Below are 19,132 nucleotides of genomic sequence, written 5' to 3' on the forward strand. Positions count from 1 at the left end.
TCCCCATTCTACTTCTCTTTTAATATGTAACTTGCTATGCTTATAACAATTTTCAGAAAAATAACAACGACAATTACAATATAAAGACCTTTTGCAGACGACATCCATTCTTGAAAAATAGAGATTTTTTCCATTCGTTTCTGCCCTTCTATTAAAATAACTCCTATAAAAAATGAGCAAACAACAATGACACCTATCATAATTCCGATACTTTTCTTACTATATTGTTTCATATCATTCCAGTTATATAACAGTACAAAAACAAAGCCGAAAACAGGTATGATACTGATCCATTCATTGTTTGTAAACAAATTTAAAGTGATTAATAGACTACAAGATATAGTAAATCCCCAAAACCCAATTTTTTTGCGCATAAGCCCTCCTCTAATTCCATTTTTAGGATTATTTGTATTGTAACATCCATTTATCGTTCTTACCATTACAGTACATGAAATTTTACTTTTTTCTTTTTCCTATACTCACATACTTTCATTGCTTTCATACAATAAACTACACGAATGCCTAAAGGATGTGAATGTTATGGGAGTTGAATTAACGCTATTACACGCTCTCTACATTATTTGTTTACTCACTATTATTACCTTTTTTATTCTCCGAAAAGATACGACTATCATTTGTATTGTTTTTATCTTTTTATTAGCATTAACTGCAACAAGTTCTATCCCTCTTGCCATTAGCGGAATTTTTCAAAGTTTCATTTACGCCATTACTGAGCTATTACCAACTATATTAATCATCTCCATTATCGTATCAATGAGCAATTTACTCGTTCATACTGGCATAAATGATACGATGATTTCACCATTTACAAAAATGATTCGTACACCTACACTCGCCTACTGGATTATCGGCCTTTTAATGATGACCATTTCTTTCTTCTTTTGGCCTTCTCCAGCTGTCGCCTTAATGGGAGCTATTTTATTACCGGTTGCTGTACGTGTCGGCCTTCCTCCAATTGGGGTTGCAATTGCTATGAACTTATTTGGACACGGCATCGCCTTATCTGGAGACTTCGTTATTCAAGGTGCACCGAAATTAACTGCAGACGCGGCTGGTCTCCCTGTTTCCAGCGTCGTATCTGCAAGTGTTCCACTCGTTATCGTTATGGGCATTGTGACAACTTCTGTCGCTTTTTTCTTCTTACGAAAAGAGTTTCATACAGGCTTATCTATACAAGAAGCTATTCCATCAACTGAGTTTTCTAAAACGCTCACTTCATTATCTCCTCGCATAAAAAAATGGCTCGCTATTTGTATCCCTATCATATATATCATTGATATCCTTTGCATGATTCAATTTAAATTACAAGGAAGCGACGCAACTGCACTTATCGGCGGAACGACTGTTATTATGATTATCATCATTTCCCTCATCGCCTACAAAGGAAATGGACTGAATAAAACGACCGATTATTTCATAGAAGGGCTCCAATTTGGCTTTAAAATTTTCGGACCAGTTATTCCTATCGCTGCACTCTTTTATTTAGGAGATAGTGGATTTGTAAAAATTATCGGTGACTATTTACCGAAAGGTTCACACGGAATCATTAACGACTTAGGCATCGCTTTATCTCAAACTGTTCCTTTAAATCAATATGTATCGGCAGGGACATTAACCATCGTTGGTGTCATTACCGGCTTAGATGGATCAGGTTTTTCAGGTATATCACTTGCTGGTTCCATTGCCAATCTTTTTGGAACAGCACTTGGCCATGGAACAGCTACATTAACAGCACTCGGGCAAATTGCAGCTATATGGACCGGGGGCGGGACGTTAATTCCTTGGGCGCTTATTCCTGCTGCTGCAATTTGCAAGGTAGATCCATTTGAACTTGCACGCCGAAACTTTTTACCTGTTATTATCGGTTTAATTGTCACCACGATCGTTGCGATGTTTATCCTATAACGTAAGCAAGTGTTCTCTTGCTTACGTTTTTTGCTTGTAAAATTCATCATGAATTATCAGTTTTCAAGAGGGATTCGTTATTACTTAGCGAAATTATATTAGGAGAGTAATTATTTCAAAATGTTTACGAGAAACAGATTACTGCAATTAGAAAAGGGGACATACCTATGAATGAATTGATTTTCGTCTTATTAATTTGTCCATTACTTATCTTTATCGTTTCTGTTATTGGAACGCGCAAGACGAAAACGTATTACGTAATGCCGATTGTAACGTTTGCTAGTTTTTTAATAATAGGTGTTATCGCCTTTACTCCAAAATTTTTCTTTTGGGTTGGCATGTACAGCATTTTCTCATTTATTGTTTCTTATGTGACTCTATTGTTTGTAAAAGGATATAAGCTTGCAGAAAGCGCTAAGTAGTTAAGGAGATTGTAATATGATTTTCTTTGATATTGATGGAACTTTACTTGAAATTATAACAATGATATAAAAAAACGACCGCATTCCCCCGCGGTCGTCTTTTTTCGTGTTACGCTGTGATCCAAGCTTCGTTAGCTGGATTTTTACGCCACTCTTGTAATTTCTTCGTTTCAGCTTGTCCAATCATACCTTTTTCTGCTGCAACTTCAGTTAATGCACTGTAATCACTTAAAGAATATGATGCTACGTTCGCTGCTTCTAACTTTTCTTTTCCTGCTTCTAGCTCGTATGTGAAGATTGATACGATCCCTAATACTTCACAGCCAGCTTCGCGAAGTGCTTCTACACATGTAATTGCACTACCGCCAGTTGAAATTAGGTCCTCTACTACTACTACTTTTTGACCTTTTTCAGCTTTTCCTTCGATTTGGTTCCCTTTACCGTGACCTTTTGCTTTACTACGTACGTAGCACATTGGTAAATCCATACGATCGCTTACCCATGCAGCGTGCGCAATACCAGCAGTTGCTGTTCCTGCAATAACTTCTACAGTTTGGAAGTGCTCTTTAATCAACTCTTCTAATCCAGCTGCAATCGCTTGACGTACTTTTGGATAAGATAAAGTTAAACGGTTATCACAATAAATTGGCGATTTCATACCTGAAGACCAAGTGAATGGATCATTCGGTTGTAAAAATACTGCTCCAATTTCTAATAAATGCGATGCGATTTCTTTTTTCATACTGTTACACCTTCCCACTGTTGTTTTACTGTTTTATACGCTTCAAGCGGATTTTCTGCTTTTGTAATACTACGTCCAACTACGATGTAGCTTGAGCCAAGTTCCCTCGCACGTTTCGGTGTTGCTACGCGCACTTGGTCATTTACATCATCGCTTGCAAGACGAATCCCCGGTGTTACTGTTACAAATTCATTTCCGCATACTTCACGTAATTTTGGAACTTCAAGTGTTGAACAAACAACGCCATCAAGTCCACTTTCTTTCGTTAGTTTTGCATAATGAGCAACCGCTTCTTCTAACGTTTTCTCAATGCCGATCTCTTTTTTCATCATAGCTTCCGAAGTGCTTGTTAGTTGTGTAACTGCAATACAAATCGGTCTCTCTTTTCCTTCTTGCTTACCTTCCTCTAATCCCTCAATCGCAGCTTTCATCATACTGCTTCCCCCAGCAGCATGAACATTTACCATATCAACATCTAGACTAGCTAGGCTACGCATAGCGCTTTTTACTGTATTCGGAATATCATGAAGTTTTAAATCTAGAAAAATCTTATGTCCTTTTTCTTTTAAGTACGTAATAATCGCAGGGCCTTCTTTGTAAAATAACTCCATACCAACTTTGACAAATAACTTTTCCCCTTCAAAGTGGCGCAAGAATTGTTCTACATCTTGTTTCCCTGGAAAATCTAATGCAACGATTAACGACTGTGACATGTTTGCTTCCAGCTCCTTCCTTGACATTCCGAAATGTGATCAAATCCTAATTCATCTAGTAATGCTGGTAACTCTTCAATAATTGTCGGACATACGAACGGATCAATAAAGTTCGCTGTACCTACTGCAACTGCGCTTGCGCCAGCATAGAAGAATTCAATTACATCTTCCGCTGTCTCAATACCACCCATTCCGATAATCGGAATGTTTACCGCTTGGCTTACTTCATGTACCATGCGAATTGCTACTGGCTTAATCGCAGGACCTGATAATCCACCTGTACGGTTTGCTAAAATTGGTTTAGCTGTTTTTAAATCTAGACGCATACCAAGCAATGTATTAATCATCGTTAAACCATCTGCACCTGCATTTTCAATCGCTTTTGCAATTTCCACAATGTTTGCCACGTTCGGTGACAACTTCACGTATACAGGTACTTCAGAAACCTCTTTTACTCGCTTCGTTAAATCAGCAGCAATTTCAGGATTTGTACCAAAGGCGATACCACCTGTTTTTACGTTCGGACAAGAAATATTTAATTCTAGTGCATGGACATTAGGCGCTTTAGAAATTTCCTTCGCAACCGCTACGTAATCCTCAGCTTGTGAGCCTGCAACGTTCGCAATAATTGGAAGGTCAAATTGTTCTAACCATGGTAATTCCGAATTCATTACTTTGTCTAATCCCGGGTTTTGAAGTCCGATTGCATTTAGCATGCCGCCTGGTGTTTCAGCAACACGAGGCGTCGGATTTCCATAACGTGGTTGTTCTGTCGTCGCTTTAATCATGATTGATCCTAATACACTTAAATCGTAAAACTGTGCATATTCACGACCAAACCCAAAGCATCCAGATGCCGGTATAATTGGATTTTTTAATGATAATCCTGGTAATTCAACTTGCAATCTGTTCATAGTACAACCTCCCCGATTGGAAATACTGGTCCGTCGCTACACACCTTCTTGTAAGAATGTCCACTTGGATCTTCTTGTAAGTGGCATACACATGCGAAACAAGCTCCAATACCACAGCCCATACGTTCTTCTAATGAAATATAGGCTTTTTTCTCTTTGTAACGTCCTTCTAATGCACGAAGCATCGCTAACGGACCACATGAATAAAGAATATCAAAGTCAATTCCGTAATTATCAATTACATCTGTGACAAATCCTTTTGTACCGTGTGTACCGTCTACTGTTGCAACGTACGTATCACCAAGTTCCGCAAATTTTTCTTCATAGAAAACTACATCTTTCGTTTGAAAGCCTAAGATGTGAATAACACGTACACCTTTTGCAACGAGGCGCTGTGATAATTCATAAAGTGGTGGTACACCAATTCCCCCGCCTACTAGTAAAGCTGTTTGACCAGCTTCTGCTTCTTCTACAGGAAAACCGTGTCCTAATGGTCCTAGTACATCTACCATTTCACCTTGTTTTCTAGTTGCTAATGTTTTTGTCCCTTGTCCTTCGGCACGATATAGCATTGTAAATTCGTTCTTCTCTTGATCTACATTACAAATACTAATTGGGCGGCGCAGAAGGGGCGCAATGCCCTCTGCTACCTTAATGTGTACAAACTGCCCTGGTTCGTTCATTTGCTGTACTAACGTTCCTTGAAGCACTAATTCGTAAATATTTTTTGCGATTTCTTTTTGATTAACGACGATCATATTTTGCTTTTGCATCATGCATGTACCACCTCGTGACGCTTTGTTTGCGTAATTTCTTTCATTGAATGAGCTGAGAATGTCATAGATTCTAATACTCGTAAGATTGCTCTCGTTGTATCAAGTGATGTTAAGCAAGCCACACCATTTTCTACTGATTCACGGCGAATGCGGAAACCATCACGCGCTGGTTGTTTACCTTTTGTTAATGTGTTAATTACAAACTGTGCTTTTCCTTGACGGATAATATCTAGTAAGTTGTAGTCTTCAGAATCAATTTTGTTTACAACTTGTACTGGGATATTTTGCTCTTCTAATGATTGTGCTGTTCCAGCTGTTGCTAATAAGTTATAGCCGATTTCGTGGAAACGTTTTGCAATTTCCATTGCCTCTTCTTTATCTTTATCCGCTACAGTAATGATTACTGAGCCGTGCGTTGGGATGTTAATTCCAGAAGCAACTAATCCTTTATATAATGCTTTTTCAAGCGTTAAGTCTTTACCCATTACTTCCCCTGTTGATTTCATTTCAGGTCCTAATGTTGTATCAACTGAGCGTAGTTTCGCGAATGAGAATACCGGAGCTTTTACATATACTTCTTTCTCTTCTGGGTGATAGCCAGTTCCGTATCCTTGCTCTACTAGGTCTTGCCCTAAAATAACTTTCGTTGCAACATTCGCCATCGGTACGCCTGTAATTTTACTTAAGAACGGTACTGTACGGCTTGCACGTGGATTTACTTCAATTACGTACACTTGATCTTTGAATACTACAAACTGGATATTTAGTAATCCAACAATGTTTAATCCTTTTCCAAGTGCAATTGTATGTTCAATGATTTGTTCTTTTAGTTTTTCAGATAAACTTTGTGGTGGATATACTCCAATTGAGTCACCAGAGTGAACTCCAGCGCGTTCAATATGTTCCATAATACCTGGAATGAATACATTCTCACCATCCGAAATTGCATCTACTTCAATTTCTTTACCAACCATGTAACGGTCGATTAATACTGGGTGATCTGCATGAACTTTAACTGCATTTTTCATGTAGTGCAGCAGTTCTTCTTGACGATATACGATTTCCATTGCACGTCCACCTAGTACGTAAGATGGTCTTACTAATACTGGGTAACCAATTTCTTCTGCGATTGCTACCGCTTGTTCTACAGTCGTTGCTGTTTTACCAACTGGTTGCGGGATGCCAAGTTTTGTTAAAGCAGCTTCGAATTTATCACGATCTTCTGCACGGTCTAAGTCTTCAAGTGATGTTCCTAAAATTTTCACACCGTGTTCTTCTAGTTTCGCTGCTAAGTTAATTGCCGTTTGTCCACCGAACTGAACGATAACACCTTCTGGTTTTTCTAAATCGATAATGTGCATTACATCTTCAATCGTTAATGGTTCAAAGTATAATTTGTCAGAAATACTGAAGTCTGTTGAAACTGTTTCTGGGTTGTTGTTAATGATAATTGCTTCATATCCAGCTTCTTTAATTGCCCATACTGAGTGAACTGTTGCGTAATCAAACTCAACACCTTGACCAATGCGGATCGGACCAGATCCTAGAACTACTACACTCTTACGATCTGTTACAATCGATTCATTTTCGTCCGCATATGTGCTGTAGTAATATGGCGTTGCAGATTCAAACTCTGCCGCACAAGTATCTACCATTTTGAATACTGGCATCATATTATTTTCTTTACGCATATCGTAAATTTCGCGCTCCGTTTTGTTCCAAGCTGCTGCAATGTAGTGATCGCTGAAGCCCATTTCTTTTGCAGTTTGTAGTACTTCCATATTTCCTACGTTCGCTTTTACTTCACGTTCCATATTTACGATGTTTTCAACTTTTTGTAAGAAGAAGAAGTCCATTTCACACCATTCATTGATTTCTTCTTTCGTTACACCTTGGCGAATTGCTTCTGCTACAATAAACAGTCGTTCATCATCCGCTTTAATGATACGTTTTTTCATCGTTTCTTTATCAAGTTCTTTTAAGTGGTCTAATTCTAAGTGATAAATGCCAAGCTCTAAAGAACGAACTGCTTTTAGTAATGATTCTTCTAAGTTACGTCCGATTGACATAACTTCACCAGTTGCTTTCATTTGTGTTCCAAGCGTTCTGTTCGCTGATTCAAACTTATCAAACGGCCAACGTGGAATTTTTGAAACAACATAGTCTAACGCTGGCTCGAAACAAGCGTAAGTTTTTTGTGTTACTGGGTTTACAATTTCATCTAACGTTAAGCCGACTGCAATTTTTGCTGCTAATTTCGCAATTGGATATCCAGTTGCTTTAGATGCTAGTGCAGATGAACGACTTACACGTGGATTTACTTCGATTACATAGTATTGGAAGCTATATGGATCAAGCGCAAGCTGAACGTTACATCCGCCTTCAATTCCTAGTGCACGAATAATTCGTAATGAAGTGTTACGTAACATTTGATATTCACGGTCGCTTAGCGTTTGGCTCGGTGCTACTACAATCGAATCACCTGTGTGAACACCAACTGGATCGATGTTTTCCATGTTACATACTACAATCGCGTTATCATTTGAATCACGCATTACTTCATATTCAATTTCCTTACAGCCAGCAATACTTTTCTCTAATAAACATTGTGTTACTGGACTATGTTTTAAACCACTTGTTACGATTTCAATTAGCTCTTCTTCGTTATGGCAAATTCCGCCGCCCGTTCCTCCTAATGTGAACGCTGGTCGAACGATTACTGGGTAACCAATTTCATTTACAAATCCATATGCTTCATCAAGGTTATGAATAATTTCACTTGGTGGTGTTGGTTCATTTAAATCTTGCATTAATGTACGGAATAAATCACGATCTTCCGCTTGCTCGATTGCTGATAATTTTGTTCCTAAAATTTCAACTCCGCACTCGTCAAGTACGCCTGATTTTGCAAGTTCAACAGCCATGTTTAAACCTGTTTGACCACCTAATGTTGGTAGGATTGCATCAGGACGTTCTTTACGAATAATACGGCTTACGAATTCTAATGTTAATGGCTCGATGTATACTTTATCTGCTGTTGCAGTATCCGTCATAATTGTTGCTGGGTTAGAGTTAACAAGGATTACTTTGTAACCTTCCTCTTTAAGAGATTGACAAGCTTGTGTACCAGAGTAGTCAAACTCCGCTGCTTGCCCAATTACAATTGGTCCTGATCCGATTACTAAAATTGTGTTAATGTCTAGGCGTTTTGGCATAACTCTTCCCCTTCTTTCTTGAAGTTTTCAATCATTGTTAAGAAATCTTCGAATAAATCATTTGCATCTTCTGGTCCCGCTGAAGCTTCTGGATGGTATTGTACTGTAAATGCTGGGAACTTCTTATGACGAAGACCTTCTACCGTTCCATCGTTTAAAGCAACATGTGTAATTTCAAGATCTGTATTTTCAACTGATTCTTCTTCTACTGCGTATCCGTGGTTTTGAGATGTAATTGCTACTTTTCCAGTTGCAAGATTTTTTACTGGATGGTTTAAACCACGGTGACCAAATTTCAACTTACTTGTATTTGCACCTGATGCTAGAGCGAACAATTGATGTCCTAGGCAAATTCCGAATAAAGGAACTTTACCGATAATGTCTTTTAACATTTCAATTGCTTCTGGTACATCTTTCGGATCTCCAGGTCCATTACTTAACATAATTCCATCTGGGCTAAGGCGTAAAATTTCTTCTGCTGTTGTGTTGTAAGGAACTACAATTACATCACAGTCACGCTTATTTAATTCTCGTAAAATACCATGTTTCATACCGAAGTCTACTAGTACAACTCGGTGACCACGACCTGGGCTTGGGTATGGATCTTTCGTTGATACGCGTTTTACATGATCTGTAAATACTGTCGCTTTTAATTGACTTACAATGTACTCTACATCTGCATCCATATTACAAAGGCGTCCGCGTAATGTACCGTATTGACGAATTTTTCTCGTTAATTTTCTCGTATCAATCCCTGCTAATCCTGGGATATTTCTTTCTTTCAAGTAATCATTTAACGAAATTTCATTACGGAAGTTTGATGGATGATCACAAATTTCGTTTACGATTAAACCATTTACAGATGGGTGAATGGATTCAAAATCGTCACGGTTAATGCCGTAGTTTCCGATTAATGGGTACGTGAATGTTACGATTTGACCGCAATATGATGGATCAGATAATGTTTCTTGATATCCAGTCATTCCTGTTGTAAATACAACCTCACCTGACTTTTCGATTTCGCCTCCGAAACCTGTTCCAATTAATACTGTTCCATCTTCTAAGATAAGTTGTCTTTTCATACTAATGCACTCTCCTTTTGCCATGCGATCTTACCACCAACGATTGTCATTACCGGCCATCCTTGGCATTTCCAACCTGCGAATGGTGTATTTTTTCCTTTTGATAAGAATGTTGTTGGGTCAATCTCTTCTTCTTGTTCTAAATCAATGATTGTAATATCAGCTGTTCTACCTTCTTTCAGGCGACCTGCTTCTAAGCCGAATGTATCAGCTGGCTTTTCTGTTAAGAATTGAATTAATTGTTCTAATGTAATAATTCCTTTTTTCACAAGGTTTGTGTATAGAAGCGGGAATGCTGTTTCAAAACCAGTAATTCCAAACGGTGCTCTTTCAATTCCTTGTGCTTTCTCTTCCGCTGTATGCGGTGCATGGTCAGTTGCAATCATATCGATCGTTCCATCTAATAAACCTTCAATTAATGCTGCATGGTCTTCTTTTCCACGAAGCGGTGGGTTCATTTTAAAGTTAGGATCAGCTGATGGGATATCATCTTCACATAACACTAGGTGATGCGGTGTTACTTCTGCTGTTACTTTAATTCCAGCGCGTTTCGCATCACGGATTACACGTACCGAACCTTTCGTACTTACATGACATACGTGATAGTGGCAATCTGCTGCTTCAGCAAGCAGTATATCCCTTGCAATATGTACAGATTCACATACTGATGGGATACCGTTTAATCCGTGTTTCTCAGAAAACTTCCCTTCATGTACACAACCTTTATTAATAAGCGTATTCTCTTCACAGTGCGCAACTACTGCCATATCTAATTTTGCTGCACGTTTCATAGCCGCTAACATCATGCTCGCATCTTGTACGCCTACGCCGTCATCTGTGAAAGCAAATGCTCCAAGTTCTTTTAATGTTTCGAAATCTGTCATTTCAGAACCAGCTTGACGTACTGTAATTGCTCCGTATGGTAGTACGTTAACATGAGCTTTTTCTTCAATACGTTTTTGCAAGTCTTCCATATGTTCTCTGCAATCTGGTACCGGACGTGTATTTGGCATTGCGCAAATTGTAGTGAATCCACCTTTTGCCGCTGCTAGTGTACCTGTTTCAATTGTTTCTTTATGTTCACCACCTGGTTCACGAAGATGTACGTGTACATCTACTAATCCAGGTGCGATTAACTTTCCGTTCACATCGATTACTTCAGCATTATCTGCCGTAATATTTTCTGCTACCTTAGCGATTTTACCGTCTTGTACGAGAAGATCCGTTGCTACGATTTTTCCTTCTTCATTCATATAACGACCATTTTTAAACAAATAATTCATGTTTCATTCCTCCTAATACATTTGGTAAGGCGCGTTTTAGTACAGCCATTCTTACGTAAACTCCATTTTCCATTTGTTTAAATATGCGTGAACGCTCACACTCAACAAGTTCACTTGCAATTTCAACATCACGGTTTACAGGAGCTGGATGCATAATAATGCTTCCTTCTTTCATACGCTTTTCTCTTTCTACTGTTAATCCGTGTTTCTCATGATATTCTTTCATAATGTCTGTTTCATAATGATCATGACGCTCATGTTGTACACGGAGTAACATCATTACATCAACTTCTGGAACAAGTTCATCTAATGGTTTGTATGTTCCAAATGTGTTGTCTTCATCTTTCCACTCTTCTGGACTTGCAAAGTAAATTGTTGCACCAAGCTTCGTTAATGCTTCTGCATTAGAACGTGCTACTCGGCTATGACGAACATCTCCTACTATTGCGATCTTCAAACCTTCAAATCTTCCAAACTCTTGTTTAATTGTAAGAAGATCGAGTAGGCACTGCGTTGGGTGGTTTCCGCATCCATCTCCAGCGTTTAAGATTGGAATATTCACCTGATCTTTTAGTTCATCGAAGTAGCGATCTTGCTCGTGGCGGATGACCACTGCTTTTGTTCCGATTGATTCTAGTGTTCTTATCGTATCGTATAAAGTTTCTCCTTTTTGTACGCTAGATGCATCAGCTGAAAAGTTTAAAACATCAAGTCCTAATCTCTTCTCAGCAACTTCAAAGCTAAATCTCGTTCTCGTACTATTCTCAAAAAACAAGTTCGCAACAAAAGTTTGCTCTGTCGTTTTGCTCTCTTTTCCATTCGCAAAATCTTCTGCATCTTTTAGGATTTCTGAAATTTCTACTTCCGATAATTCACTCATCGTTAACAAATGGCTCATCGTCATCCCTCATCTTTCTGATTTTTATGTTACCACTTTTGAATTTTTATAACAACCTTTGCATAAAAATACCCTAGTCATGTGAGACTAGGGTGCAAGAAAGAAGCCACCCTTTCCGGTCTCACAGGACTGAATTAAAAGGTTATTATTATGAAGCAATCTGCTTAGATTGTTTTATTTGTTTCGTTTCCGGTAGTAGTAGATTTAACAGTACACCTACAATTGCTGCTAGTGCCATTCCTTCTACTTGGAATGATTCTCCTACGTGAAGTACCGCTCCACCAATACCGATTACTAATATTACTGATGCAATCATTAAGTTTCGTTTGTCACTTAAATCTGTTTTATCATCTACCATCATGCGTAATCCGCTTGATGCGATTACACCGAATAGTAAGATTGATACACCACCCATAACTGGTGTTGGGATCGAATGAATCAGTGCAGAAATCTTACCGATAAACCCGAACATGATTGCGAATACTGCTGAACCGATGAATAAGTATACACTGTATGCTCTCGTAATTGCTAGCACGCCGATGTTTTCACCATACGTTGTATTCGGTGGCCCACCGATTAGTGACGCAATTAATGTTGCTACTCCGTCACCGAAGATTGAACGGTGTAAACCTGGTTTTTCAATTAAATCTCTTTTAATAACATTTCCAAGAACAATTTGATGTCCGATATGTTCTGATATTGTTACTAGTGCAACTGGTACCATCAAGAGTACAATCTTCCATGAAAACTCTGGTGTATATGTTACAAATGGTACTGTGAAATCTGGTACAACAAACCATTTTGCCTCAGCTACCGGCTTTAAGTCTACTAGCCCTTGGAAGTAAGCGAAGATATATCCGCCGATAATGCCAAGTAACACTGGTATGATACTGAAAAATCCTCTTCCAAATATCGAGCATATAATTGTAATTGCTAATGTTACTAGCGCTACTGAAAAGTGTGTAAAGCTATATTTGCCATCCGCACCGTTCATCGCCATATTAACTGCTGTATGTGCTAAAGCTAGACCGATTACCATTACTACTGGACCAACTACGATTGGTGGTAGTAATTTCATAATCCACTCTGATCCTGATTTCTTAATTCCTAGTGAGATTAAGATGTACACAAGTCCTGCTAGCAAACCACCAAGCATTGCTGCTCCCGGTCCACCTGCCGTTTTCGCTGTTATAATCGGTGCGATAAAGGCGAATGATGATCCTAGATAGGCAGGTACTTGACCTTTCGTTATAAGAAGGAACGCTAACGTTCCTAATCCACTTGATATTAATGCTACTGATGGATTCAATCCTGTTAAAAACGGAACAAGCACTGTTGATCCAAACATCGCGAACAAATGTTGTATACTTAAAAATAACCATTTTCCCGGTTTCGGTACTTCATTAACGTCTAACACTGGCTTTTGTTCCATTGTTACATCCTCCTTCAGTTTAAATCTTTGCAATAAAAAAACTCTTTGTGCCTGTGCACAAAGAGTCCTACACTTTCGTATGCCAAATTTGACATATGAAAGCCAAGACCCTTTGGCAGCCTCACAGGACTACATTTAAAAGGGCTTTACTTATCGTATATGCTTACTCGATCTTGTTGATCTGTCTCTTGCAAATCAACTTCGATACGCTCTTCACTTGATGTTGGAATGTTCTTCCCTACATAATCAGCGCGAATTGGTAATTCGCGATGACCTCTATCAACAAGAACCGCCAATTGGATTTGAGATGGTCTACCTAAATCCATAAGAGCATCCATTGCTGCTCGAACTGTTCTTCCTGTATATAATACGTCATCCACAAGGATAACTTTCTTCTTCGTAATATCTACAGGGATATCAGAACCTTTTACAAGTGGTTCTTTATTTTTCGATTGTAGTGTTAAATCATCACGATATAACGTAATGTCTAACTCTCCAACTTCCATTTCTTTTCCTTCAATTTGACCAATTCGTTCTGCCAAACGTTGTGCAATAAAAATTCCACGAGTTTTAATTCCGACAAGAACACAATTATCGACACCTTTATTTCGTTCCACGATTTCATGACTAATTCGTGTTAAAGCGCGGCGAATCATTTGGTCATCTAAAACGACAGCTTTCTCTTGCATGCTCTACACCTCCAAGCTTTTTTCTTGCGTGAGAGTAATGGTATAAAAAAAGTCCTCTCAGCGTGTGCGAGAGGACTTTTGAAAAAAGGGTACAACATACCCTAAGTATTTCAAACCGTTACCTTCTCAACCTCACGGGGCTGTGTTAAAGGATCATTATTTAACTGTTGTCAGTATCTCAGTTTTCTTATGATTTGTCAATACTATTTTCGTAAAATATTTAATAAGTCTTCAAACACTTCTGGAATCGGTGCCTCAAACTGAATATATTCACCAGTACGAGGATGATCAAAGCCTAAAATACCCGCATGAAGTGCTTGTCCATTCATATCTAACGTTTTCTTCGGACCATACTTCGGATCTCCTGCAAGTGGATAGCCAATATATTTCATATGAACACGAATTTGGTGCGTACGTCCCGTTTCTAAGCGACATTCTACAAGCGTAAAGTCTTTAAAGCGTTCTAACACTTGGAAGTGCGTAACAGCGTTCTTACCATTTTCATCAACTGTCATACTTTGACGCTCTTTCTTATCACGAGCAATCGGAGCATCAATCGTTCCCTTATCATGCGGAATCACACCGTGTACAATCGCTTTGTAACGTCTCGTTACTGTTTTTGCTACAAGCTGATTTACAAGCGATTCATGTGCCATATCATTTTTAGCAACCATTAATAGTCCAGATGTATCTTTATCGATACGATGCACGATACCTGGACGCATTACACCGTTAATGCCTGATAAGTCTGTACAATGGTGCATAAGGCCGTTTACAAGTGTACCACTTGTATGCCCTGGTGCTGGATGTACAACCATACCACGTGGCTTATTTACAACAAGCACATCTGCATCTTCATAATAAATTTCTAAATTTAAATCCTCTGGTTGAATATCTAACTCTTCTGGTTCAGGAATTGTTACTGTAATTTCATCTTCTTCTTTTACTTTATAATTCCCTTTTACCGCTTTTCCGTTTACTGTCACAACGTCATCTTTAATCCATTGCTGCACTTGCGTACGTGACCATTCGTTATTTATCCCTGCAACGAATTTATCAATTCGCTCGTTTTTTTGCTCTGCTGCAACTGTTACTTGTACTACTTCACTCATTCAATTACTCCTTCGCTTTCTTGCCTTCTAATAATGTTTGAATAATAATTAATACAACACCAATACATAATGCTGAATCAGCTATATTGAATACTGGATAGTTGTACGAGAAAATATACACGTGAATGAAATCCACTACTTCTTGTCTAAATACACGATCAATAAAGTTACCAATTGCCCCGCCCAAAATTAGGCTTAACGAAATACCTAGAAGCTTGTCTGTTTTCGCATACTTTTTCATATAAAATACAATAAACACTACAAAAACAACTGTAATAATGTAGAAGAACCACATTTTATTTTCTAAAATACCCCAAGCAGCGCCTCTATTTCGATGTGATGTTATGTATAATACATTGTCGATAATCGGAATACTCGTACCCAATTCCATGTTCTTTACAATTAACCACTTCGATATTTGATCGATAGCAATGACGAATAACGCTATTACATAATATATCATTTTCATTTCCCCCACAAAGACAGTGTACCTCAAAATTTTAGCATAGCTGCTACCTTTTCACAATGAACCTTTATAGAAGAATAAAATAAATTTAAAAAGGTAATATAATATCGTTGTGCGTATTCATACATTTACCTTTTCGTAGAAGAATTCATGAATCGTACGGGCAGTCGGCATTGTCTTCATTTGCTTTGTCGAAATTAATCTCCCCGTCTCTTCACAAATACCATACATGTCTATTTCCATTTTAAATAATGCGCGTTCTACATCCTTTAAATCCTCTTTTATATCATGTAATAGCAATTTTTTCTTTATCTCTTCCTTAATTTCATATCCAAGCTCTTGGCTGAACTCGACATCATATTTGTGCATTACTTCTTTAGCTAGTCTCTCTTGCAACTCTTTTCTCATCAATTGCAATTCTTCTTTTATTTCCATGTAAATTTCATTCACGTGTACATTCCTCCTAGCTGTAATGTACAGTTAGTGTGTCCGAAATTTATTTGCTTACCTCACACACATTTTTCCTTCACAGGAAAGAGTCTGAAAGTGATCTTGATATACCATCAACAAAAAAACTGACCGCATCAATAGCAGTCAGTTTTTTATTATTTTACATAGTTTTCTTTAACAACTGTTGCACAACGCTCACATAATGTTTCATGTTCAGCATCTTTACCAATTGTTTCTGAAACTACCCAACAACGTTCACATGTTTCACCAGTTGCTTGAACAACAACAACCGCTGTATGTTCATACTTCGGTGCATCTGCTGGCGCTTCATCCATCATACCACCAAGTTTATACTCAGAAACGATGAATAATTGCTTTAAGTCTTCGCTAATAGACTCTAACATAGCTTTCATTTCTGCAGTTGGATATAGCGTAATGCTTGCATTTAGTGACTTACCGATTACTTTTTCATTACGAGCTACTTCTAGTGCTTTTAACACGTCATCACGTAATGTCATAAATGCATCCCATTTTGTTTTTAACGCTTCCGCGTCATCTAATTGTACAGCTTCTGGCATATCAGTTAATTGTACACTTTCTTCTGTTACGCCTGGAATATATGGCCATACTTCATCAGCTGTGTGCGGTAAGATTGGTGTTACAAGTTTCGTTAACGCAACAAGAACATCATATAATACAGTTTGAATTGCACGACGATCTTCGTGGTTTGCACCTTCAATGTATAAGATGTCTTTTGCAAAGTCTAAGTAGAATGAACTTAAATCAATTGTACAGAAGTTATGAATTGCATGATACACAGCAGCGAAATCGTATGTCTCATATGCTTCTTTAACTTTTGTAATTAAGTCATTTAATTTTACTAACATGTAACGATCTACTTCACGAAGTTCAGCTACAGCTACTGCATTTTCACTTGGCTTAAAGTCGTCTAAGTTTCCTAATAAGAAACGGAATGTGTTACGGATTTTACGATACACTTCTGCTACTTGTTTTAAAATATCATCTGAAATACGTACGTCAGATTGATAGTCAACAGAAGATACCCATAAGCGTAAAATGTCTCCGCCTAATTGATCCATGATTTTCTTCGGTACGACGATGTTTCCAATCGACTTACTCATTTTACGTCCTTCACCATCTAGTACGAAACCGTGGCTTAGTACGCCTTTATATGGAGCTTTACCTGTTACAGCAACTGCTGTTGATAATGAAGAGTTAAACCAACCACGATACTGGTCAGATCCTTCTAAATATAAATCAGCTGGACGCTGTAAATCTTCGCGCTCTTCTAATACCGCTTGGTGAGAAGAACCTGAATCGAACCATACATCCATGATGTCTGTTTCTTTACGGAATTCACCATTTGGGCTACCTGGATGTGTAAATCCTTCTGGTAATAGATCTTTCGCTTCACGCTCGAACCATACGTTAGAACCGTGTTCACGGAATAAATCTGCTACATGGTTAATTGTTTCATCCGTAATAATTGGATCACCATTCTCAGCATAGAATACCGGAATTGGCACACCCCATGCACGCTGACGAGAAATACACCAGTCACCACGGTCACGAACCATATTATGAAGACGAGTTTCTCCCCATGCTGGTACCCATTTTGTTTCTGCTACAGCTTCTATTAATTCTTTACGGAATGCTTCAATAGATGCAAACCACTGTGCTGTCGCACGGAAAATAATTGGTTTTTTCGTTCTCCAATCATGTGGGTATGAATGTGTAATGAATGTTAGTTTCAGTAACGCGCCTACTTCTTCTAATTTTTCTGTAATTGGTTTGTTAGCTTTATCATAGAATAAGCCTTCAAATCCAGGTGCCTCATTTGTTAATACACCTTTATCATCAACTGGGCAAAGTACTTCTAATCCATACTTTTTACCAACAACGAAGTCATCTTCCCCGTGTCCTGGTGCTGTATGAACACAACCTGTACCTGCATCTGTTGTTACGTGATCTCCTAGCATAACTAATGAATCACGATCGTAGAATGGATGTTTTGCAACTGTATACTCAAGTTCGCTACCTTTTACTGTTTTCACAACTTCAGCATTTTCCCACTCTAACGTTTTTGCAACTGTCTCAAACAGCTCAGAAGCAATGATATATTTCTCATCATTTACTTTTACAATGCTATATTCAAGCTCTGGATGAACAGAAATACCTAAGTTTGCAGGTAATGTCCAAGGTGTTGTTGTCCAAATGATGTACTTTTCATCACCTTCTAATACGTTCTTTCCATCTTTTACAGGGAATGCTACGTAAATAGATGCTGATTTTTTATCTTGATATTCAATTTCAGCTTCCGCTAAAGCAGATTCACTCGTTGGAGACCAGTAAACTGGTTTTTGACCTTTATAGATATAACCTTTTTTCGCCATGTCACCAAACACTTTAATTTGTTGTGCTTCATAAGCTGGCTCTAAAGTAATATATGGATTATCCCAATCTGCACGTACACCTAGACGCTTAAATTGTTCACGTTGACGTTCTACTTGTTCATATGCATACTCTGCACATAACTTACGGAACTCAGCAACTGTCATTTCTTTACGTTTTACACCTTTATTTGTTAAAGCTTGTTCAATTGGTAAACCGTGCGTATCCCATCCCGGAACATATGGCGCACTAAAACCAGTCATTGATTTATAACGAACAATAAAGTCTTTTAATACTTTATTTAATGCATGTCCCATATGAATGTCACCATTCGCATATGGAGGTCCATCATGCAATACAAATAAAGGACGACCTTTTGTATGTTCTTGTACTTTTTCGTAAATATTCATTTCAGCCCATTTTTCTTGCATTGCAGGCTCACGTTTTGGTAAATTCCCACGCATTGGGAACTCTGTTTTTGGCATCAGTAATGTATTTTTGTACTCCATGCTCAATTCCTCCTTACATGTATAAAAGAAATACTTAAAAAACGGAATAAAAAAGAGACCTTCTCATCCCCAAAAGGGACGAGAAAGTCTC

17 protein-coding genes and 1 other annotated feature (1 of these 18 running past the window's edge) are annotated in these 19,132 nt (G+C 38.2%); of the genes, 2 read left to right on the forward strand and 15 right to left on the reverse strand.

Annotated elements, in window-relative coordinates; genetic code table 11:
• Positions 1–8: 8 nt before the first annotated feature.
• On the reverse strand, positions 9–374 hold the full coding sequence (locus tag BHV55_RS19445) for a YoqO family protein (RefSeq protein WP_001227566.1): 366 nt from the start codon (positions 372–374) through the stop codon (positions 9–11).
• Between the two features lie 166 nt (positions 375–540).
• Between BHV55_RS19445 and BHV55_RS19450 the strand changes: the two genes are divergently transcribed.
• Positions 541–1,926 (forward strand): membrane protein, encoded by a 1,386-nt coding sequence (locus tag BHV55_RS19450; protein WP_048567499.1) that lies wholly within the window; start codon positions 541–543, stop codon positions 1,924–1,926.
• A gap of 167 nt (positions 1,927–2,093) precedes the next feature.
• A complete protein-coding gene (locus tag BHV55_RS19455; protein WP_048567498.1) occupies positions 2,094–2,348 on the forward strand; it encodes a YbeF family protein in 255 nt (84 codons plus the stop codon).
• Between the two features lie 109 nt (positions 2,349–2,457).
• Here the strand turns inward: BHV55_RS19455 and pyrE are convergent, their stop codons facing one another.
• From pyrE to ileS2, 14 genes are all read right to left on the reverse strand, one after another.
• The gene (gene pyrE / locus BHV55_RS19460) at positions 2,458–3,090 is read right to left on the reverse strand and encodes an orotate phosphoribosyltransferase (protein ID WP_070756918.1); all 633 of its coding nucleotides are present in this window, start codon (positions 3,088–3,090) and stop codon (positions 2,458–2,460) included.
• The gene (gene pyrF / locus BHV55_RS19465) at positions 3,087–3,803 is read right to left on the reverse strand and encodes an orotidine-5'-phosphate decarboxylase (protein ID WP_000083505.1); all 717 of its coding nucleotides are present in this window, start codon (positions 3,801–3,803) and stop codon (positions 3,087–3,089) included. The genes pyrE and pyrF overlap by 4 nt, the downstream gene beginning before the upstream one ends.
• A complete protein-coding gene (pyrD, locus tag BHV55_RS19470; protein WP_001081049.1) occupies positions 3,788–4,717 on the reverse strand; it encodes a dihydroorotate oxidase B catalytic subunit in 930 nt (309 codons plus the stop codon). The genes pyrF and pyrD overlap by 16 nt, the downstream gene beginning before the upstream one ends.
• Entirely contained in the window at positions 4,714–5,493 is a 780-nt protein-coding gene (gene pyrK / locus BHV55_RS19475; RefSeq protein ID WP_000983359.1) for a dihydroorotate oxidase B electron transfer subunit, read from the reverse strand. Before pyrK ends, pyrD begins: the two co-directional genes overlap by 4 nt.
• On the reverse strand, positions 5,490–8,708 hold the full coding sequence (carB, locus tag BHV55_RS19480) for a carbamoyl-phosphate synthase large subunit (protein WP_001126101.1): 3,219 nt from the start codon (positions 8,706–8,708) through the stop codon (positions 5,490–5,492). Before carB ends, pyrK begins: the two co-directional genes overlap by 4 nt.
• Complete coding sequence (locus BHV55_RS19485) at positions 8,693–9,790, reverse strand: carbamoyl phosphate synthase small subunit (protein WP_000828680.1); 1,098 nt, start codon at positions 9,788–9,790, stop codon at positions 8,693–8,695. Before BHV55_RS19485 ends, carB begins: the two co-directional genes overlap by 16 nt.
• Entirely contained in the window at positions 9,787–11,073 is a 1,287-nt protein-coding gene (gene pyrC / locus BHV55_RS19490) for a dihydroorotase (RefSeq protein WP_001108366.1), read from the reverse strand. Before pyrC ends, BHV55_RS19485 begins: the two co-directional genes overlap by 4 nt.
• A complete protein-coding gene (gene pyrB / locus BHV55_RS19495; RefSeq protein ID WP_000018849.1) occupies positions 11,057–11,971 on the reverse strand; it encodes an aspartate carbamoyltransferase in 915 nt (304 codons plus the stop codon). The genes pyrC and pyrB overlap by 17 nt, the downstream gene beginning before the upstream one ends.
• 148 nt (positions 11,972–12,119) lie before the next feature.
• Positions 12,120–13,403 carry a uracil permease gene (gene uraA, locus BHV55_RS19500; RefSeq protein WP_000435928.1) on the reverse strand — a complete coding sequence of 428 codons (1,284 nt, stop codon included), beginning with the start codon at positions 13,401–13,403 and terminating at the stop codon, positions 12,120–12,122.
• Positions 13,404–13,549: 146 nt separating this feature from the next.
• Positions 13,550–14,092 carry a bifunctional pyrimidine operon transcriptional regulator/uracil phosphoribosyltransferase gene (gene pyrR, locus BHV55_RS19505; RefSeq protein ID WP_001156491.1) on the reverse strand — a complete coding sequence of 181 codons (543 nt, stop codon included), beginning with the start codon at positions 14,090–14,092 and terminating at the stop codon, positions 13,550–13,552.
• Positions 14,093–14,295: 203 nt separating this feature from the next.
• Positions 14,296–15,204, reverse strand: a complete 909-nt coding sequence (locus tag BHV55_RS19510; protein ID WP_048567497.1) for an RluA family pseudouridine synthase — start codon at positions 15,202–15,204, stop codon at positions 14,296–14,298.
• 4 nt (positions 15,205–15,208) lie between these two features.
• Positions 15,209–15,667: a lipoprotein signal peptidase LspA gene (lspA, locus tag BHV55_RS19515; protein WP_000642184.1), complete on the reverse strand. Its 459-nt coding sequence runs from the start codon at positions 15,665–15,667 to the stop codon at positions 15,209–15,211.
• A 123-nt stretch (positions 15,668–15,790) separates the two neighbouring features.
• Positions 15,791–16,120, reverse strand: coding sequence for a TraR/DksA C4-type zinc finger protein (locus BHV55_RS19520; RefSeq protein WP_001002956.1), 330 nt, complete (start codon positions 16,118–16,120; stop codon positions 15,791–15,793).
• Between the two features lie 155 nt (positions 16,121–16,275).
• Positions 16,276–19,041: an isoleucine--tRNA ligase gene (gene ileS2 / locus BHV55_RS19525; protein WP_000455952.1), complete on the reverse strand. Its 2,766-nt coding sequence runs from the start codon at positions 19,039–19,041 to the stop codon at positions 16,276–16,278.
• Positions 19,042–19,112: 71 nt separating this feature from the next.
• Positions 19,113–19,132, reverse strand: a binding site (T-box leader) (it continues 204 nt past the right edge of the window).

It is taken from the genome of Bacillus sp. RZ2MS9, from assembly GCF_001816185.2.
Taxonomy (GTDB): domain Bacteria; phylum Bacillota; class Bacilli; order Bacillales; family Bacillaceae_G; genus Bacillus_A; species Bacillus_A cereus.

Bases quoted from the DNA above. Each gene is read 5' to 3' on its own strand.
- BHV55_RS19445 (WP_001227566.1), bottom strand. From the start codon at position 374: ATGCGCAAAAAAATTGGGTTTTGGGGATTTACTATATCTTGTAGTCTA.
- BHV55_RS19450 (WP_048567499.1), top strand. From the start codon at position 541: ATGGGAGTTGAATTAACGCTATTACACGCTCTCTACATTATTTGTTTA.
- BHV55_RS19455 (WP_048567498.1), top strand. From the start codon at position 2,094: ATGAATGAATTGATTTTCGTCTTATTAATTTGTCCATTACTTATCTTT.
- pyrE (WP_070756918.1), bottom strand. From the start codon at position 3,090: ATGAAAAAAGAAATCGCATCGCATTTATTAGAAATTGGAGCAGTATTT.
- pyrF (WP_000083505.1), bottom strand. From the start codon at position 3,803: ATGTCACAGTCGTTAATCGTTGCATTAGATTTTCCAGGGAAACAAGAT.
- pyrD (WP_001081049.1), bottom strand. From the start codon at position 4,717: ATGAACAGATTGCAAGTTGAATTACCAGGATTATCATTAAAAAATCCA.
- pyrK (WP_000983359.1), bottom strand. From the start codon at position 5,493: ATGATGCAAAAGCAAAATATGATCGTCGTTAATCAAAAAGAAATCGCA.
- carB (WP_001126101.1), bottom strand. From the start codon at position 8,708: ATGCCAAAACGCCTAGACATTAACACAATTTTAGTAATCGGATCAGGA.
- BHV55_RS19485 (WP_000828680.1), bottom strand. From the start codon at position 9,790: ATGAAAAGACAACTTATCTTAGAAGATGGAACAGTATTAATTGGAACA.
- pyrC (WP_001108366.1), bottom strand. From the start codon at position 11,073: ATGAATTATTTGTTTAAAAATGGTCGTTATATGAATGAAGAAGGAAAA.
- pyrB (WP_000018849.1), bottom strand. From the start codon at position 11,971: ATGAGCCATTTGTTAACGATGAGTGAATTATCGGAAGTAGAAATTTCA.
- uraA (WP_000435928.1), bottom strand. From the start codon at position 13,403: ATGGAACAAAAGCCAGTGTTAGACGTTAATGAAGTACCGAAACCGGGA.
- pyrR (WP_001156491.1), bottom strand. From the start codon at position 14,092: ATGCAAGAGAAAGCTGTCGTTTTAGATGACCAAATGATTCGCCGCGCT.
- BHV55_RS19510 (WP_048567497.1), bottom strand. From the start codon at position 15,204: ATGAGTGAAGTAGTACAAGTAACAGTTGCAGCAGAGCAAAAAAACGAG.
- lspA (WP_000642184.1), bottom strand. From the start codon at position 15,667: ATGATATATTATGTAATAGCGTTATTCGTCATTGCTATCGATCAAATA.
- ileS2 (WP_000455952.1), bottom strand. From the start codon at position 19,041: ATGGAGTACAAAAATACATTACTGATGCCAAAAACAGAGTTCCCAATG.